Origin of the sequence: Pseudanabaena mucicola FACHB-723 (genome assembly GCF_014696385.1) — a bacterium.
Lineage (GTDB): Bacteria > Cyanobacteriota > Cyanobacteriia > Pseudanabaenales > Pseudanabaenaceae > Pseudanabaena.
Window position 1 is genome coordinate 29,995 of record NZ_JACJQB010000006.1, and the last position, 17,885, is coordinate 47,879.

A 17,885-nucleotide genomic window follows, 5' to 3' on the forward strand; every position below is an offset into this window, starting at 1 on the left:
AAATTGCGCCCTACTGCGGTTGATGACAGGTGATGCAGTGAAATGCTCCACCACCAAGGAGAATATGCTTTGCCGAAAGCCCAATCGCTTTGCGGTTCGGGAAATGCTTGGCAATTGCGGCTACAGCAAGCTCATCATTGGCTGAGCCATAGATGGGAATAATCACACTGTCATTAGAGATATAAAAATTGAGATAACTCGCGGGCATAATTTCCCCTGCATCGTCAATCACCAGACTGGGAGAAGGGATTTTCACCACATCTAATTTACGCCCCTTAGCATCGGTCATGGATTCCAATTGAGCCGCGATATCAAGGAGAACTTGATAGTTAGGATCATCATTAGAAGTCGGTTGCATACACATAACTATGTGCGGTGCAATAAAACGAGCAATTGTATCAATATGTCCATCGGTGTGGTCATTGAGAAGCCCTTCTTCAATCCAAAGCACTTTCTCCACGCCCAAGGCATTTTTTAACCCCTGCTCAATCACCTCTTGATCCATGTCAGGATTACGGTTGGGATTTAGTAAACATTGCTTAGTGGTTAGACAAGTACCTTCGCCATCAACTTCGATCGCGCCACCTTCAAGTACCCAATCAAATTCAAACTGAGGAATATCAAGAGTTTGCAAAATCCGATCGGCAACGCGATCATCATGCTCAAGCATATATTTACCGCCCCATCCATTCCATTGAAAATGCAAAGCTCCTAATTTCCCATCCTTGTTTTTGATGTAAATTGGAGTCATATCACGCATCCAAATATCGCCAAAGGGAATCTGATGGAAGCGTACAGGTAAATTACCTAGCATTTGCTTTGCGAGTGCGGCGGTTTCTTCGAGTACCAAGATTTCGAGCTGCTCTGATTTTGCGATCGCAGTGGCAAGGGCGACAAACTCAGTCTGGACGATATCGAGATATTCTAACCACAGGTCACGATGGCTGGGAAAGGCTAGCCAACAAGCGGTGTGGGGTTGCCATTCAGCTGGCTGAGCATAGCCCAAGTTTTTTGGGGTTTCCATGACTGTGGTGTGATTAATTGTCCATCGGAAATCCTACCGTTATTTGGTGCGATCGCGCTACCTATGGACTTACATGAAACCAGATCAGTGTAGTTTTTTTGCTTTATCCTATAGTTAAGTAGCTAGTCATAAGTAAACTAAAAACCCAGAACGCTGTTCCGCTCGTTTCGCAGGCGGAACAGCGTTGGGGTTTGGAGTTTAATTACACCTACCTACTTAGCAACTTGGGTTATCTATGGAATATGCGATCGATTTTGGGACAAGTAATACTGTAGTGGCAAGGATTAACGCCACTGGGACGATTGAAACTTGCCAATTAGCGAACTATAGCAGTCTGATGGCTGATAATCCGCCGTTAATTCCCAGCTTGGTTTATGTGCAAGATGCCGTCAATGACAAGATTTTTATCGGTCAAACCGTTTGCGATCGTGGTTTAGATCGGCAAAGCGGCAAAGGAGAACAGCGCTTTTTTAAGGACTTTAAAAGAGCAATTGGTTCTAATAAATCTATGTTTGTTCCCGAAGTTGATGGGCGCGAAGTGGAATTTGAACTGGTGGGGGAATGGTTTCTCAAAGGCATTATCGAACAACTGCCCGATGTGGACGCATTGATCTTTACAGTGCCTGTGGATAGTTTTGAGTCCTATCGTAACTGGTTAGGTGATGTCTGCGAAAAGTTGACCGTTGAGAGAATTCGCATCCTCGATGAGCCGACAGCCGCAGCACTGGGCTATGGCATTAGTGGCGGCAGTGAAACGCTATTGGTCGTAGATTTTGGTGGTGGCACATTAGATTTATCCTTGGTGAAGCTGGCTTTTGCTGAGGCACAAACTGAACCTGAACAACCCAAGTCCCCATTGGGATTTCTCTTAAAATGGGGCGATCGCACGATCAAATCAAACAATATTAATAATTCAATTAATTCAAGTTCGCAAACGGCGAAAGTGTTTGCCAAAACAGGACAAAATCTCGGCGGCATTGATATTGACAATTGGATTGTGGATTATTTCCATGCCACATTAGGACTTCCCAAAAACTCGCTGGTGAGTCGCTTAGCGGAAAGGCTGAAAATCGCCCTGTCCCATCACGAATCTGCGACAGAAGTTTACTTTAATGATCAAGCCTTTACCTCCTACGAATTGACCTTAACGCGATCGCAATTAGAGCAAATTCTGGAGCAGCAAAAATTTTTTGCTAGCCTTGATCAAGCCCTTGATCGGGTGCGTCAGCAGGCAATCCGCCAAAATCTAGATTTAGCCAAAGTGGATGCGGTGCTTTTAGTCGGTGGAACTTCCCAAATTCCTGCGGTAAAAGCATGGGCTTTACGACATTTTACGGAGGCTCAAGTCAAATCCCATAAACCCTTTGAAGCAATTGCCCATGGGGCAATCTCACAGGGTTGGGAATTAAAGGATTTTCTTTATCACAGCTATGGCATTCGCTATTGGGATAAGCGCTATAAAAAACATAACTGGCACACCATTGTTAAGGCTGGCGAAACCTATCCATTGCCCAAGCCTGTAGAATTGACCCTTGGGGCATCCATCGCCGATCAGCCGAGCATTGAGCTAGTCATCGGTGAGTTAGGGGAAACTAATGTAGAAGTTTATTTTGAAGATGAGCGGCTAATTACTCGTGTTTTGGAAAATAAACAGGTGGCGGTGCAGATCCTCAATGAAAAGAGTACCGCGATCGCCCAGCTTGCTCCTCTTGGTCAAACGGGTTGCGATCGCATTAAAGTTTGCTTCCAAGTCGATGAAAAACGCACGCTGAGAATTACGGTACAAGACCTGTTAACTCAAAAAGATCTCTTGAAAAATGCGGCTGTGGCACAACTGATATAATCAACGGGCGCATATGCCTGTGTTTTACCCTTAACTTGCCTTAATCCTGCACTAATCTCGGTCTTGAGCCTCAACCTGTTATGCCTATCTCGAAAACAAAACAATCATCAAAAAAAGGATTTGCTCAGTCTACAGCCCCAATGCTGGTCAGTGCTTGTCTGATTGTTAAAAATGAAGAGCAGCGTCTCGCGACCTGTTTGGAAAGTTTAAAATCATTTGTCGATGAAATTATTGTGGTTGATACAGGCTCAACCGATCGCACCGTGGCGATCGCCAAAAAATATCGGGCGAAATTATTTCATTTTGAATGGTGTGATGATTTCTCACAGGCGCGAAATTTTGCGATCGCAAAAGCTAAGGGCAAATGGATATTTGTGATTGATGCCGATGAGGTTTTAGAACCAAGTGCCATCGCCATGGTGCACCAAGCGATTGCATCGGAGCAATGTATTGCCGTGAATCTGTTGCGTACCGAAATCGCTGCCAATCAATCACCTTACTCTCTAGTTACAAGACTATTTCGCAATCATCCTGATATTCAATTTGCAGGTGTTTATCACGAATCGATTGATCAATCCGTAACTGCTCTGCAACAGCGAGAACCGCATTGGCAAGTTCTGAATATCGAAGTACCTGTATTGCGCCACTATGGTTATACAAATTCGGAAATTGATCGTAAGCGCAAATACGAATTCGCAAAACGCTTAATGCAAAAGCACTTGCAGCAATTTCCTGAAGATGCCTATATGCTCAATAAATTAGGTGCTTTGTACATTAGTGAAGATGCTGAAGAACGGGTGAAGGGAATTGAACTATTGCAGCAAGGTTTAACAATAACGGAAAATGATCATTCGCAAAATCTAACCCGCTATGAGTTGTATTTCCATTTAGGTGTTGCCTATGCCTATGGTCAGGATTTCAATCTTGCCAAGATTGCTTATTTACAAGCGATCGCGCTGCCTATTCCCGACATTGCCAAACTCGGAGCCTATTTAAATTTAGGTAATCTCTATCAAGACCAAACTTCACCAGAGGCAATCACCTATTTTGAGAAGGTGACCCAAATTGCGCCTAATTTTGCCCAAGGGTATTTCAACTATGGAATTGCCCTCAAGACCGCAGGACGTTTTACCGATGCGATCGCAATTTATCAAAGAGCAATTGCCTGTGATCCAAACTATGCCGAAGCTCATCAAAATTTAGGTGTGGTTTTAATGAAAGTTGGCTATTTCCCTGAAGCAATTGCGGTGTTTAACAAAGCGATTCAACTGCACGAACAGCAACAAAACTACGAAGCAGCGGCAATGTTGCGAACCGCTTTGCAGGAGTTTTAACGTTACTTAATAAGCTGCTTGCCAAGATCCTTTGCCATAAGGGCGCGATTGGGACAAACCGCAACTCCTGCTTGACGAAGGGCTTCAGCCGCCCATGTATTGCAATTAAACAATCCAAAATATCGCGGTACAGCCGCATAAAAGTTGCTGATGACATACTGTCCTTGACCGATTGCCGCTAAGCGATCACCGTTCCCATCAACAGCAAAGGTATTCTTGACATAGTTAAATAGGTTCTGGAATCCCACCTCCGATAGTGTCATTGGTAAAACGGGTACTTGGAAAAATTGGGCGGGTGATACCGCCAAACTTGCCACATGGATAACACTATCGGAAGGGATAAATACTGCCCGCAGCATTGAAAGAATTGACTGATCATTAGCGTAATAAAACTGGCGATCGCCCCAACCTACTTCCACATAGGGAGCATCTTTCCATGCCTCAGCACCAAATTTTTCGCCTTGTTGCTGCTGCCAAGCTAAACCCGAATGCCAGTCATGTTGCACAAAGTAGACGACGCGATTTTTGCTATTGGATTTAGATGACGGATCTAGCACCAAGATTTGATTAGGACAATAGAGAAAGTAGCTAGCGATCGCCATCGCTAAACCTAAAAATATTCCGAATATTATGATTAGCCAATGCTTGCGAGTCACGGATCTAGACCACTAGCTACGTAAATCTGCGATCGCATTTAAAGCGACATTGGCGATCGCCTGATCGGTTGCTTTCGGCAAATGGTAATACTTCCCACCAGCGGCAGCAGCAAGTTCCTTGGCAAAGCCCGTCGATACAAATTTATTTTCGGTATCGATGACCAATAAGCCCAAGTTCAAGGCGCGAATCTTGCGACAAATATCAATCAGTTCACCCTTGATGTCAGGCTTGACTTCAGGGTCGATTGGCTCACCTTGCGATCGCGCTAACGGCACATTGCCACGACCATCGGTGATGGCCACAATTGTGACCGAGCCAACATCGCCAGACTGACGGGCATTCATCCCCACGCGCACCGCTTGAGTCAAACCATGCGCCAATGGCGAACCACCACCACAGGGCATCGTATCCAGACGACGACGCGCCGCCTCAATCGAACGGGTCGGCGGCAACAATACATCCGCCTTTTCCCCGCGAAAGGGAATCAGGGAAATTTGGTCACGATTTTGATAGCTGTCGGTTAGCATCCGCAAGGCAGCTCCCTTCGCTGACTGCATCCGATTTAACGCCATCGAGCCAGACGCATCCACCAGAAAAATCGTCAAAGCCCCAGCTTTGCGTGCCAATTTCTTTGCCCGAATGTCAATATCTTCAACAATCACATTGCGGTGGGGTTGGCGCAATCTGCGGGCTTTTTGGTATGGTGCGGAGGCGCGGAGAGTAGCATCAACGGCAATGCGATCGCTCTTGCCTTGAGGTAAAACTGGCTTAATATAGCGACCACGTTCTTGGGAATAGATCAAGCTGCGTGTCCCCGATCTACCTTGCTTTTGCATGGACTGAGCAAAAAATAGCACTTCAGGATCGAGAATCACGCCTTCAGGATCAAAGACAAATTCTTCAGGAATTTCAGGAGCTTCATTTTCCTGTTCAGGTTCATTTTCCTGCTCCTCTTGCTCTTCCTGTTCCTGCTCACCTTCATCTTGATTTTGAGGTGGTGGCGGGGGTGGCGCTTGTTGTTGCTGCTGTTCAGGTTGTTGTTGCTCAGGTTGCAACGGCGATCGCGGCACGATTACCAACTCGACGGCTTGACGCAAATCGTCGGCATTAACTTGAGTGCGGCTATCGAGGGCGGCAGCAGCTTTTGCCACCCGCAAAGCAAATAACTCGGCACGATGCCCCTGCACACCACCCCGCACAGATTCCGCCACTAAATATTGAATCTGCGCCCTCGAAATGGTGACATCATTTAGCCATTCCCTTGCCAAAATAATTTGTGTCCGCAGATCTTCAATATCAGTGTCGTAACCGCTTAAAAAGGCTTCAGGAGAATTGGCATAATTTAAGACCATATCGACAGCTTCCACACGCTGATCGAGGGAGAGAACACCATCGGCGGATAGATTAATCGCAATGCGATCCATCAAGTGTTCACCCAATGCGCCTTCTTCGGGATTATAGGTCGCAATTAGCAGAGGCTGACAGGGATGTTGATAGCTGATACCTTCCCGTTCGACTTGGTTGTAGCCTGTGGAGAGAACGGAAAGCAATAGATTAGAAATTTGGGGATCGAGTAAATTGATTTCATCGATGTAGAGAACGCCACGATGGGCTTCTGCTAATAGCCCGGGTTGGAATACGGTTTGACCTTCGCGCACCGAACGACTCACATCCACAGAACCAATCAACCGATCTTCTGTAATTCCCAATGGAATTTGAATGAATGGAGCAGGAATAACTTTTGTAGCGATTTCACTGGGATGTTTATTCTGCATTGCCTCCACTAAGGCATCGTCCCATGTGTCAGGTTTAGTCGGATCACAGTTACTAAGTGAGTCTACAGCTACTTCGATGGGGGGCAGTAGAGCATGAATACCACGGGCTAAGACCGATTTGGCTGTGCCGCGTCTACCTGCAAGGGCAATCCCGCCGATGCAAGGATCGATCGCTGCTAGCAGTAAAGCGGTTTTAATCGCTTCTTGTCCGACCACAGCCGCAAGCGGAAATGTGATTGGTGGATTGTTGGGGTTTGTGGTTAGGGGCAGCGAAGAGACCATTTATCGATTTATCTAAAGTTTTTGGGACTTGAATTTATAAGTATTTGCCCAATTATAGCGGTTTGTCGGTCAACAAGCCTCAGCTTCTAAAACTCCACGCAATGTCAATAAACCCTGCTTTAATTTTCGAGAGATCGTCACTGCACTTACGCCCAACATTTGAGCTACTTCCCTTTGAGGCATATCTTCAATAAATACAAATTCAACGATTTCTCTAGTTTTTTGTTCTAAAACTGATAAAGCCTGCTGTAAACGCCACTTCTCTTCTTGTTGCTGAGTATTACTTTTAGGATCAGCGACTAAATCACCAATAGAGCCGCAGTCTTCTTCTTCGGAACGAATTGGTGCATCCAGACTAATGGGAGCACGATTTTGACAGGCAAGCTTGACTTCTTGCCATTCGTAAAGGCTGACTCCGAGAGCGTTAGCAACTTCCTGTGCGGAGGGTTCCCTTTGTAAAGTGTTGCGTAATTTTTGCATCACGCGCACTGATTGCTGTTGCAGATCCATCCAACGGCGAGGGATGCGAACGGATGTGCTTTTGTCTCTTAGGTAATGCTGAATTTCGCCACGGATATAACGCACGGCAAAGGAGCTAAAAGCATATCCACGGTTTAGCTCAAACCGATCAATTGCGCCAATTAAGCCTAATGCACCTACTTGAAGCAGGTCGTCGTACAACTCTGAATGGCGATCTGCCCAAAAGCTAACTTCTTTTTTGACTAGGCCAATGTTTAGGCGAACGATGCGATCGCGTAAATATGCAGATGGGGCATGACCATATTTTTTGAGTAGTTCGAGGGTAGTCGTCTTATCCATGCTCGAAAATTCATGTACCTTACGATGACTGCTAGCTAGAGCAGACAGATCGGAAGTTGCGGTAAATGTGTTGGTGGTCATGGCTTTTCCCCGAACTGATCAAGATAAATTCAAGTCATTAAGAATGATTGTTGTTGCAATATAGTCAGAATAGCTGCCTTACATAGGATTGGTCACCTTCCAAGCTGTTAGGAGTTTTAAACCCTTTACATAACCAAATACCTAACAAGCTGTTAGGTATGCTTTTTCTGGGTTTTGTAAATATGCCACTGTACTTAACTGTACTTACTTGTAGTTATGCCTTTGCTGGCGCAAACTGGATTAGTTGCGATCGCAGTAAAGCCTCGAAACGATGCAGTCATTTCGGCATGAGTGGCGAATTATCTTGCCATCAGGTAAGAGCAACACTTTTAGACGGTTTTAGTCGAACAAAAAACAAATAAAAGTAGATAATAGATAAATTATGGTTATGCGCTTTGGCATACCCTTAAAAGATCTCATCCCACAACAAATTCTTTTAATACACTTGTGAACTACTATTTTCCATCCGATCCTCCCTATTTCTTGTTTGCAGTTTCCCTAGTGGCTGGACTTGCATGTGGCAGAGCTTTTGAAACTACCCTCCGCTCTCTCGTTAATGTCTGGTCAACCAGCAAATCCTCTCGCGTCATGCTAGAGCTAAAAAGTGCCAGCATTAAAGTCCCTTACCTCGGTATGACCATCAGTATTGCCATCTTCATGGCAGCAGGCTTAGAAATATTTGGTCTACCCACCCTATTTGGCTATGTAGTCGCAGTTCCCATCACCGTTGGCATTGCCCTACTCGTATGGCGGCAACTAGGACAAATGCTGATTGAGCTAGAGCGGGGCGGCTCGGCAGCACTGGATCTAGACTCTTTTGAGGGTTAGGGAAACTAAGCAAATTTTGAGAAATTGGTTTGTCTAAATCTTCTCAAAATTTGCTTGAGTAAGCATCCTCCAATTTCTTAGTCTGCCAATATTTGGGATAGATGCATTGATTTCATGAATACTCAAGAATTTTTAAAAATATATCGCACAGGTCGCAAAGATTTCGCCAATATTAATTTGATCGGTGCGGATTTACAGTCGGTCGATCTCCACAAAATCGATCTCAGTCATGCCTTGATGAATAAGTCAAACCTTAGTAATGCAAAGCTTTGTCGAGCGAATTTAACTGGTACAGATCTTAGTTATGCCAATTTGTTCAAAGCTGATCTGCATCAAGCAAATCTCCGCTATGTCAATCTTAAAGGGGCTGACCTCCGCAAAGCAGATTTACGCGGAGCAGATCTGCGGGGAGCTAATCTTAGTTGGGCAAACTTACAAGAGACTCTATTTGAAGGCGCACAAATGAGTAATGTCAATTTATTTAATGCCAAAACAAGTTAGGCGACTGCCAGTATCGATTGGCTTTGCCACATCACATTTTCGGAAACAATCTGACAGTCAGAATTTAACCATAGCAGTGATATATGTTGGACTTGTCCAGATGCTAAGGTCACAATTGAGAAGTTTCGGTACTGCCTTCCCCGCTCATCTTTGTAAATGCGCGGTGTACAGGCGGCATTGAGAAAGATTGTTCCCCTTGAGTTAGTTGCGATCGCAGTTCGAGACTTGTGATTATTGAGCTTTAAATGATGGTGCATATGACCAAAGGTAACCAAAGGTACATGTTTTCGCATTTGATAGGATTGTTCAATTGCATTCATAAAGTCAGGATCGCCATAGTCGCCGCCCACAGGTTTCCAGTCTTTGCCACAAATAGAACTGGCTTCAGCACCTAGACCCAAGGGGCCATTGTGACCTAAAAAAATGATCGTTTCATGGGCTGCCTGAGCAACAGCATGGGTGATCCGTTCTGTCGATTCCTCAAAATTATTGACATTAAAGCGATCGCGATAAAAATTTGCTTTCTTCCACTTAGAGCCGCCCCAACTAAAGGGACGTGAACCAACTACCGAGAGATTAAGTGCAGGAAAATCTAAACAACTAAATCCCACATGGGCTGATCCTAAAAGGTCTAACTGTTGTTGCACCCAATCTTCCTTGGTGCGGTCATAGGGACATTTTCGTTTGCTAGGCTTCTTTTGTGGCTCGAAGGCACTATACCAAGCATCATGGTTTCCTAAAATTACGGCTTTAGGTATGTCTAGATTTGCGATCGCACGGACAACTTCCACAGCTTCATTGCCAATGTCCCCGACGAAGAGAACTAAATCTACACCTAAAGCCTGAAGTGCTAAACGATCTTCGATAGGCTGCCATAGCTCATGGACATCCCCCACCACAGCGATCTTGATTGATTTCAACGGATCAAGCATGAACTAATGACTAAAAAATATAACGTTCCTATCATATACAAACCCAAAGCCAATAAGTGAGTCGCGGCGCGACTCACTTATTGGCTTTTATAGAGGTTTTCAGCCTAGTAAGGTATACATTAAGCTAGTTGAAAAAGGGTCTTAAGCCCCTTGCCTGTAAGTTACCAGTGTGAGAATTGCTATAAGATGATGTAAACCTTATTATTCCGTATCACAACATATGCCCACGCCCGTACCAACACTTCCCGCCGACTCCGAAGGACTATTAAAACTCTTACGCCATAAGGAAGGAACTTGGGTGCAGTGGGGGCAAGCCTGCCAAATGTTGCAAAAGATGGGAGAGAGTTCCCTCGCCATTTTTGAGAATACAGGATTTGAACCAATTCAACAAAATCAAATTGTCGTTGCTTCACAGGTCTATGCCAGCCTTCAAGCGGGCAATGCGGCGGATATTGTACTTGCCCATTTTGAGCAAAAGGGAAGTGATATTCTCAATGAATTGCGTGTACTTAATCAATCGGAACGAGTCACCATGGCAACCTTTGCCCTTGAGAAGAATCTGGATGTTTTAGAAGCAAAGGATGTTGTTAGGGCAATTAAGGAAGCTTCGGCAGTGGCAAATTTGCCCGAAGGCTTTACTCGTCACCCCGGAGATGCCGTAGTTTTGCAGGTGATCAAAGCCGCTCAAGGCAAAATTGAACCACAGGAAAGAACAAGATTAATTGCAAGGGGCTTGCGGTTTGCCCATAGTGAAAAGGCAAGAGCCGAGGTCGAGCGGTTACTCATGGATATGGCAAATCCTACCCGCAAGAAAGCGCCAAATCTGCCCAATTTTCGCTATGACGGTGAAGATAATATTCCGAGAATCTTGCCAGTTGCGGGGACTTTGCCGCTATCGGTTGACCAGTTTCAATCGGTGGCTCAATTGCAAGAAATACCACCCTTCGGGATTGTTCAGTCATCAGGGGCAGAGGCTTGGGCGACCCTGCCAGGATGGTTTGTTGTACATCAAGCGGAGGATGGCGTGATCGTGGCAGGCAATACGGATACGCTGCAAGCAGCTATTAATCAAGAAGTATTGAGTTCTATTCGCGATCGCAGTGAGGATATTTTGGTGCTAGTCGATCGCAGTCAATGTGATTGGGATGAAAACAGCTATTTTGCGATCGCAGATGACAATGGCAATCTCAAGTTTGCATGGTTTGACACACAGCCAGACGTAAAACTATTGGGTAAGGTGACCTTAACCCTACGTCCCAAACGTTTCTTTGATGAAGAAGCATCTAAGGATCGCTGGCAATTTGAAGAATAATGAAATCTTATTTGCCAATGCAAAACCTACTAAAAATCTGATCTAACACAGATTCCGTCACCTCTTCCCCTGTAATCTCACCGATTGCACTAATAGCAGCGCGTAGATCAATCGTCCAAAAGTCAAGGGGTAATTGATCTGCGATCGCAATTTTTACATTATCTAAAGATTGCACCACCCTAATCAAGCAAGCTTTTTGGCGTTGATTGATCGCAACATCAAGATTAGCGGCTGCGATCGTATCCTGTGCAATTGATTGCAAAATCGCCGCCTCCAGATCCTCAATTCCCTGCTGCTGTGCCGCCGCCGTTTTAACAATGGGAATGCCCTCACCCCCCAGCCCCCTCTCCCCTAGGAGAGGGGGAGTAAAGATTTTTTCTTGCCCCCCTCCGATGGGAGAGGGGCTGGGGGTGAGGGCTTCTTGCTCACTGATACTAGGAGCAAGATCAATCTTATTGATCACCAAAATGACAGGACGATCGCACACAGTCTTATAGATTTCCGCATCTTTTTCAATCCAGCCGACACTGGCATCGATCACCATCAATACTAAATCGGCAGATTGCGCCGCTTGCCGAGATCGCTCCACACCGATCTTTTCCACCACATCCTCCGTTTCCCTAATTCCTGCCGTATCAAGCACCTGAATGGGAATACCACCCACTACCAATTGCGAATCAACAACATCGCGGGTCGTTCCGGGTAAATCGGTAACGATGGCGCGATCGCTACGACTCCAAGCATTGAGCAAACTTGACTTACCAACATTGGGGCGACCCACAATCGCCACCTTTAAGCCTGTCCGCAATAGTTCGCCACGATCGGCGGTTGCCAAAATTTGCTGCGCCTCCTGTCCCACTATCCCAATCTCTGCCTTAACCCACTCAACATCAAGGGGTGGCAAATCATCCTCAAAATCAATCCTTGCCTCAATTTCAGTCAATATATTTAGGCATTTTTCACGCAAATATTTTAAGGATTGGGTAAGTTTGCCCCGTAAACCTGCGATCGCTGCTTGAGCTGCTTGAGCCGATTTTGCCCCCACTAGATCATGGATACTTTCAGCTTGGGTCAGATCAATTCGACCATTCAAAAAAGCTCTGAGGCTAAATTCTCCCGCCTCCGCCAGTCTTGCCCCCTGCTCTAGGCAGAGATTTAGCACCTGCTGCACTGCCATAATTCCTCCATGGCAATGAAACTCAGCCACATCCTCACGAGTAAAAGAACGCGGCGCTTTCATTATCAACAATAGGCTTTCATCAATTACACCTTTGGTGATCGGATGCTTGACATAGCCATAGAGGACACGATGGCTTTCCCAAATCTGTTTACCCCCTGCATGGAAAATTGTTTGGGCAATCGCCACCGCCCGATCGCCCGATAACCTGACAATACCGACACTACCCTGTTGTGGCGAGATAGCCGTAGCAACTGCTGCGATCGTATCAGATAGGCTCATGTAGTTACTCTCAAAAAAAACTAGTAAATGATTTATGATAGTTATGAATAGAAAAACTTATAGATGTAAGTCTAAAAATTAAATTTGTAAATTAATGTAAATTTACAGCCTAAATTTACATTGTGAATTTGCACTATAAATTTGTATTTAGGGGGCGACATCTAACAGGTTTGAAGTTTAATCAGTCTATTGGGAAACAGTTAGATTTGCCATCATTTTTTTGCAGACTAATTGTCCTATTGGGGTTATCGAATTATGCTTATGGTTAGTCACAACGAATCTCTACCTCATTCAGGAAACAACCGAAAATTGCGTGGTAATCTCACAACAGACCAATCAGCAAGTCAAGTTGAGGAATCGTTAAGACTCCATCAAGCAATTCTAGATAGTGCGGACTATTCGATTATTGCCACAAATACTGAGGGTGTCATATCGGTTTTTAATGCTACTGCCGAAAAGTGGCTGGGTTACTCAGCATCAGAAATAATTGGCATTGCCACACCTGAGCGCTTTCATGATCTCGCAGAAGTACAGAAACGCGCCGCAGTTTTGACGGAGGAGTTAGGAACCCCAATTAACGTTGGCTTTGAAGTATTTGTCGCCAAGGCGAAAATCGAACAGGTAGAAGAGAGTGAGTGGACTTATGTTCGCAAAGATGGCTCACGTTTTCCTGTACTGCTATCCATTTCCGTCATGCGGGGTGAAAATGGTGAAATGTCTGGCTTTTTGGGAATTGCCAGCGATATCTCCCGCCGCAAAATATCCGAAGAAAATTTACAGGTAACCCTCCGCGAATTGGCTTTTCAAAAATTTGCTCTAGATCAAGCTGCCATTGTTGCAGTTACAGACTTGCAGGGACGTATTTCTTATGCCAATAGCCGATTCTGTGAGATCTCTGGCTATAGCCAAGATGAACTTTTAGGTCAAGATCATCGCTTTATCAATTCTCAATATCATCCACCGAAATTTTTTGATGACCTTTGGCGAACTATTTCTAAAGGCTCGATCTGGCGTGGTGAGGTTCGCAATAAAGCTAAAGATGGATCTTTCTACTGGACTGACAGTACAATTATTCCACTGCTTGATGAGGAAAAGCATCCTATCAAGTATTTAGCAATTCGCTTTGATATTAGCGATCGCAAAAAACTGGAAGAAACTCTGAGATTAAGAGAAAGGGCGATTGCCTCAAGTGAAAATGGAATCGTGATTACAGATTGGCGGCTGCCAAACAATCCGATTGTTTATGCCAACCCAGCCTTTGAAAAAATTACTGGCTATTCCGCCAATGAAGTAGTTGGTAAAAATTGTCGTTTTTTACAGGGAAATGATTTATTTCAGTCCGAAAAGGATACTTTACGGACAGCGATCAACAAGGGGGAATCTTGCACCGTTGTGATTCGGAATTATCGCAAAGATGGTTCTTTATTTTGGAATGAACTCAACATCTCGCCCATCACTGATGAAAATGGGAATGTTACCCATTTCATTGGTATTCAAACCGACATTAGTAAGCGCAAAGAGGCAGAGAAGGCTCTTAAACGACAAATGCGGTTAACGGTTTTGCTCAATCGGATTACCGATGAAATTCGTCAAAGTCTTGATGTGGAGAGTATTTTTAATACGGCAGCCCAGCAAATTCAGATCGCCTTTCATGCTAGTCGATGCCTCATTTACAAAATCGAGTATCAAAATCCTGAATTGCAGACCAATCCAAGTATGACGCTCGTTTCTGAATACTTAGCTGACAAGATTTTTTCAGTCAAAGAACTGGACTTCCCACTACTGAGTAGTAGCTTAGGAACACAAATTATTAATCAAGATCAAGCGATCGCCGTAACTAATGTTTACCATGAGCCAGACTTGGAGCAGTTTGGCGACCTATTTTATCGGATGCAATTGCGATCGCTATTGGCAATCCGCACCTCATCCCATGGCATAACCAATGGCGTGATTTTATTGCACCACTGTAATACTTTCCATGAATGGACGACCGAGGAGAAAGAATTACTGGAGTCAGTAACTAATCAAGTTAGTATTGCCCTCTCGCAAGCCCATTTACTGATGCAGGAAAAGCGCCAGCAAGAGCAGCTAATTCAACAAAATGAGGAGTTAGAAGAGGCAAAATTGGTTGCTGAAGCTGCCAATCGGTCTAAAAGCGAATTTTTGGCAACTATGAGCCATGAAATTCGCACACCCATGAATGCTGTTATTGGGATGACGGGGGTACTGCTCGATACGAGCTTAACCAAGGAGCAACGCGAGTTTGTGGAAATTGCCCGCAATGCAGGCAGCACCCTACTGACGATCATCAACGATATTCTAGATTTCTCAAAGATTGAATCAGGGCATCTCGAACTAGAAGAACAAACCTTTGACCTTCGCACCTGTCTGGAAGATACGATCGAGTTGCTATCCGCTAAAGCCCTCGAAAAAAATATCGAACTCGGTTATTTAATTCATCCTGATGTTGAGCTAATCGTAGTGGGCGATATGACTCGTCTGCGCCAAGTTTTGGCAAATCTGATCGGTAATGCGATTAAGTTTACCAGTCGTGGCTCGGTGAACATTTCCATCACCCAAAAGGTGATTTCGCACTATTTGCGGTGCAATCTCAGTAGTCACAATGAAGAGACACAACTATTACGCACCTTACAGTTTGCTGTTAAAGATACAGGTATTGGTATTCCTCGCGATCGCCTCCATCGGCTGTTTCAACCCTTTAGCCAAGTCGATGCTTCAACGACAAGGCAATATGGAGGCACTGGGCTTGGTCTAGCAATTAGTAAACGCCTTTGTGAACTCATGGGCGGCACAATGTGGGTTGATAGTGATGTCCAGCAAGGTTCAACTTTTTACTTTACGATCACCGCACCTGTAAATGACAATTCTGGTGTAAATATTGGCAGCGAAGTGACAAGCAACTTGCCATTAGAAATATTGCGATCGCAAACAGAATCATCATCAATATTAGCAACCAAAATTGGCGCAACATCGCTTCCCGTCAATCCTCCCATTAAGGTTAACCTAACTGCCAAACAAGGATTTGTCTTTGATCCTCTGATGGCTCGTAATCATCCCCTGCGGATTTTGCTAGCCGAAGACAATGTCGTTAACCAAAAAGTAGCAATTCACATATTACAAAGAATGGGCTATCGCGCTGATGTTGCCGCTAATGGTATAGAGGTGCTCACCGCGATCAGACAGCAGACCTATGACTTAATTTTCATGGATATGCAAATGCCTGAAATGGATGGTTTAGAGGCAACCAAACACATTAATCAAGACTGGCAAGCTGGTAAACTCGCTAATAAGCCGAGAATTGTGGCAATGACAGCTAATGCCATGCAGGGAGATCGTGAAGTATGTCTCGCTGTAGGCATGGATGACTATTTGAGTAAGCCAATCCGTAACGCAGAACTAGTCAGAGTTTTACAGGAATGTCCATCCATAAAATCTGGACAATCTTCTCCATTATCTTCGATTAATAGTTTTACTCTTCATGCCGCCGCCAATGATATCGGCGGAGAAGATCCCGCATTTTTAGCAGAATTGATTGACAGTTATCTAGATAATACGCAATCACTCCTACAAGAGATATATACTAGCTTTACACAACAAAATTTTCCAGTAATGCTACGGGCTGTTCATACCCTGAAATCCAGTAGTAGTGTGATCGGGGCTGAAGACTTGTCAAACCTATGCCGTGATTTGGAGACTAATCTCCGTAATGACAAAATTGAGGACTTAGATAGCAAAATCAATAAAATCACCGAAGAATATGCTCACGTTAAGGTCGAGCTAGAGCGTGAAAAGCACCATTAAACGCTAAAAAACGCTGAAAGTACAAGGATTCTATTCATGTCAAATTTCCTGTCAAATTTACCGTCTCGCCATTGTAATGACCATCGACGATACTAGCGATCGCACGCCCCTAGGCACAAAATCGGTTCTAGAAGTGCCTCTCCCCGAAAACTTCGCTAACAATCCTTTAATTTTGGTTGTTGACGACGATCTCTTCATGCGGAAAATTTTGGTGCGTTACTTAGAACGGGAGCATTATCGTGTAGTTGAAGCTGCGAATGGTCTAGAGGCGTTACAGCAATATCAGCAATGCAACCCCGATATGATTTTGCTAGATGCGATGATGCCGATAATGGATGGCTTTGAATGCTGTTCAAAATTGCAAAATCTTCCCAAAGGCGATCACACCCCAATCCTCATCATTACGGCTCTTGAGGATCGCGAATCCGTCGATCGAGCCTATGATGTCGGTGCATCGGACTATGTGACCAAGCCAATTCACTGGGCGGTACTACGTCAAAGAGTCCGTCGTTTGCTCGACCAAGCCAACTTACGGCAACAGATTGAGTCGGCAAATCAGCAATTAGCTGTCGCCAATCAGCAGTTAGCGATCGTTGTCCAAGAGCTACGCCGCCTAGTGTCGATCGATGGTTTAACCCAAGTTGCTAATCGTCGATGTTTAGATGAATACCTAGAGCAGGAATGCAAGCGCTCGCTCCGAGATCAACAGCTCATTTCTTTGGTGCTATGCGATATTGATTTTTTCAAGAACTATAACGACAACTATGGTCATCAAGAAGGCGATATTTGTCTCAAGGAAATCGCTCAAGCGATCAGAAAATCGGCTAGTCGCCCTGCAGATTTGGTTGCTCGTTATGGTGGTGAAGAATTTGCGATCGTTTTACCAAATACTGATGCAACGGGTGCATTAAATGTAGCTATTCGCGCCACAGAGATTGTAACAGAGCTAAATTTACCCCATGCCTATTCAAAGGTGGCTGATCATGTGACGATTAGCTGTGGGGTCGCGACACTCAATCCTCAACAAGAATGCCGAGTGAGTAATTTGCTCAATGCTGCCGATCGCGCACTATATCTGGCCAAAGCTGAGGGGCGTAATTGTGTTAGACAACATAATGATTTAGCCGAATAAGTATCTAGGTTTTCTATGTTCGCTTGATATGGTACGGTCGTACCTAAATCATGAATTTATAAAAATATATCAAATTGCAAAATT

At 44.7% G+C, this 17,885-nt stretch carries 13 protein-coding genes; 7 read left to right on the forward strand and 6 right to left on the reverse strand.

From position 1 onward, the window contains the following. Positions 1–10 precede the first annotated feature (10 nt). Positions 11–1,024 (reverse strand): agmatine deiminase family protein, encoded by a 1,014-nt coding sequence (locus H6F41_RS05000; protein ID WP_190402387.1) that lies wholly within the window; start codon positions 1,022–1,024, stop codon positions 11–13. 235 nt (positions 1,025–1,259) lie between these two features. On the opposite strand from H6F41_RS05000, the gene H6F41_RS05005 reads away from it, so the two are divergent. Both H6F41_RS05005 and H6F41_RS05010 read left to right on the forward strand, forming a co-directional pair. Beyond that, positions 1,260–2,867 carry an Hsp70 family protein gene (locus H6F41_RS05005; RefSeq protein ID WP_190402388.1) on the forward strand — a complete coding sequence of 536 codons (1,608 nt, stop codon included), beginning with the start codon at positions 1,260–1,262 and terminating at the stop codon, positions 2,865–2,867. An 80-nt stretch (positions 2,868–2,947) separates the two neighbouring features. Beyond that, positions 2,948–4,201 (forward strand): glycosyltransferase, encoded by a 1,254-nt coding sequence (locus H6F41_RS05010; protein WP_190402389.1) that lies wholly within the window; start codon positions 2,948–2,950, stop codon positions 4,199–4,201. 2 nt (positions 4,202–4,203) lie between these two features. On the opposite strand, the gene H6F41_RS05015 is transcribed toward H6F41_RS05010, so the two are convergent. The 3 genes from H6F41_RS05015 to H6F41_RS05025 form a co-directional block, all read right to left on the reverse strand. Further along, a complete protein-coding gene (locus H6F41_RS05015) occupies positions 4,204–4,857 on the reverse strand; it encodes a DUF2459 domain-containing protein (RefSeq protein WP_190402390.1) in 654 nt (217 codons plus the stop codon). Between the two features lie 12 nt (positions 4,858–4,869). Further along, complete coding sequence (gene bchD / locus H6F41_RS05020) at positions 4,870–6,915, reverse strand: magnesium chelatase ATPase subunit D (protein WP_190402391.1); 2,046 nt, start codon at positions 6,913–6,915, stop codon at positions 4,870–4,872. A gap of 69 nt (positions 6,916–6,984) precedes the next feature. Then, a complete protein-coding gene (locus H6F41_RS05025; RefSeq protein WP_190402392.1) occupies positions 6,985–7,815 on the reverse strand; it encodes a sigma-70 family RNA polymerase sigma factor in 831 nt (276 codons plus the stop codon). Between the two features lie 447 nt (positions 7,816–8,262). Between H6F41_RS05025 and H6F41_RS05030 the strand changes: the two genes are divergently transcribed. Together H6F41_RS05030 and H6F41_RS05035 are read left to right on the forward strand one after the other, a co-directional pair. Then, on the forward strand, positions 8,263–8,643 hold the full coding sequence (locus H6F41_RS05030; RefSeq protein ID WP_190402393.1) for a hypothetical protein: 381 nt from the start codon (positions 8,263–8,265) through the stop codon (positions 8,641–8,643). 114 nt (positions 8,644–8,757) lie between these two features. Then, positions 8,758–9,144 (forward strand): pentapeptide repeat-containing protein, encoded by a 387-nt coding sequence (locus H6F41_RS05035; protein ID WP_190402394.1) that lies wholly within the window; start codon positions 8,758–8,760, stop codon positions 9,142–9,144. Here H6F41_RS05035 and H6F41_RS05040 read toward each other — a convergent pair. Then, entirely contained in the window at positions 9,141–10,076 is a 936-nt protein-coding gene (locus H6F41_RS05040; protein WP_190402395.1) for a TIGR04168 family protein, read from the reverse strand. The two genes, H6F41_RS05035 and H6F41_RS05040, sit on opposite strands and share 4 nt — an antisense overlap. Before the next feature lie 220 nt (positions 10,077–10,296). Here H6F41_RS05040 and H6F41_RS05045 point away from each other — a divergent pair, with 220 nt between their 5' ends. Beyond that, the gene (locus H6F41_RS05045; protein ID WP_190402396.1) at positions 10,297–11,388 is read left to right on the forward strand and encodes a RuBisCO accumulation factor 1; all 1,092 of its coding nucleotides are present in this window, start codon (positions 10,297–10,299) and stop codon (positions 11,386–11,388) included. 7 nt (positions 11,389–11,395) lie between these two features. Here the strand turns inward: H6F41_RS05045 and mnmE are convergent, their stop codons facing one another. Further along, positions 11,396–12,847 carry a tRNA uridine-5-carboxymethylaminomethyl(34) synthesis GTPase MnmE gene (mnmE, locus tag H6F41_RS05050; RefSeq protein WP_190402397.1) on the reverse strand — a complete coding sequence of 484 codons (1,452 nt, stop codon included), beginning with the start codon at positions 12,845–12,847 and terminating at the stop codon, positions 11,396–11,398. Between the two features lie 261 nt (positions 12,848–13,108). On the opposite strand from mnmE, the gene H6F41_RS05055 reads away from it, so the two are divergent. Next, positions 13,109–16,669, forward strand: coding sequence for a PAS domain S-box protein (locus tag H6F41_RS05055; RefSeq protein WP_190402398.1), 3,561 nt, complete (start codon positions 13,109–13,111; stop codon positions 16,667–16,669). Between the two features lie 76 nt (positions 16,670–16,745). Further along, a complete protein-coding gene (locus tag H6F41_RS05060; protein ID WP_190402399.1) occupies positions 16,746–17,801 on the forward strand; it encodes a response regulator in 1,056 nt (351 codons plus the stop codon). Positions 17,802–17,885: the final 84 nt, after the last annotated feature.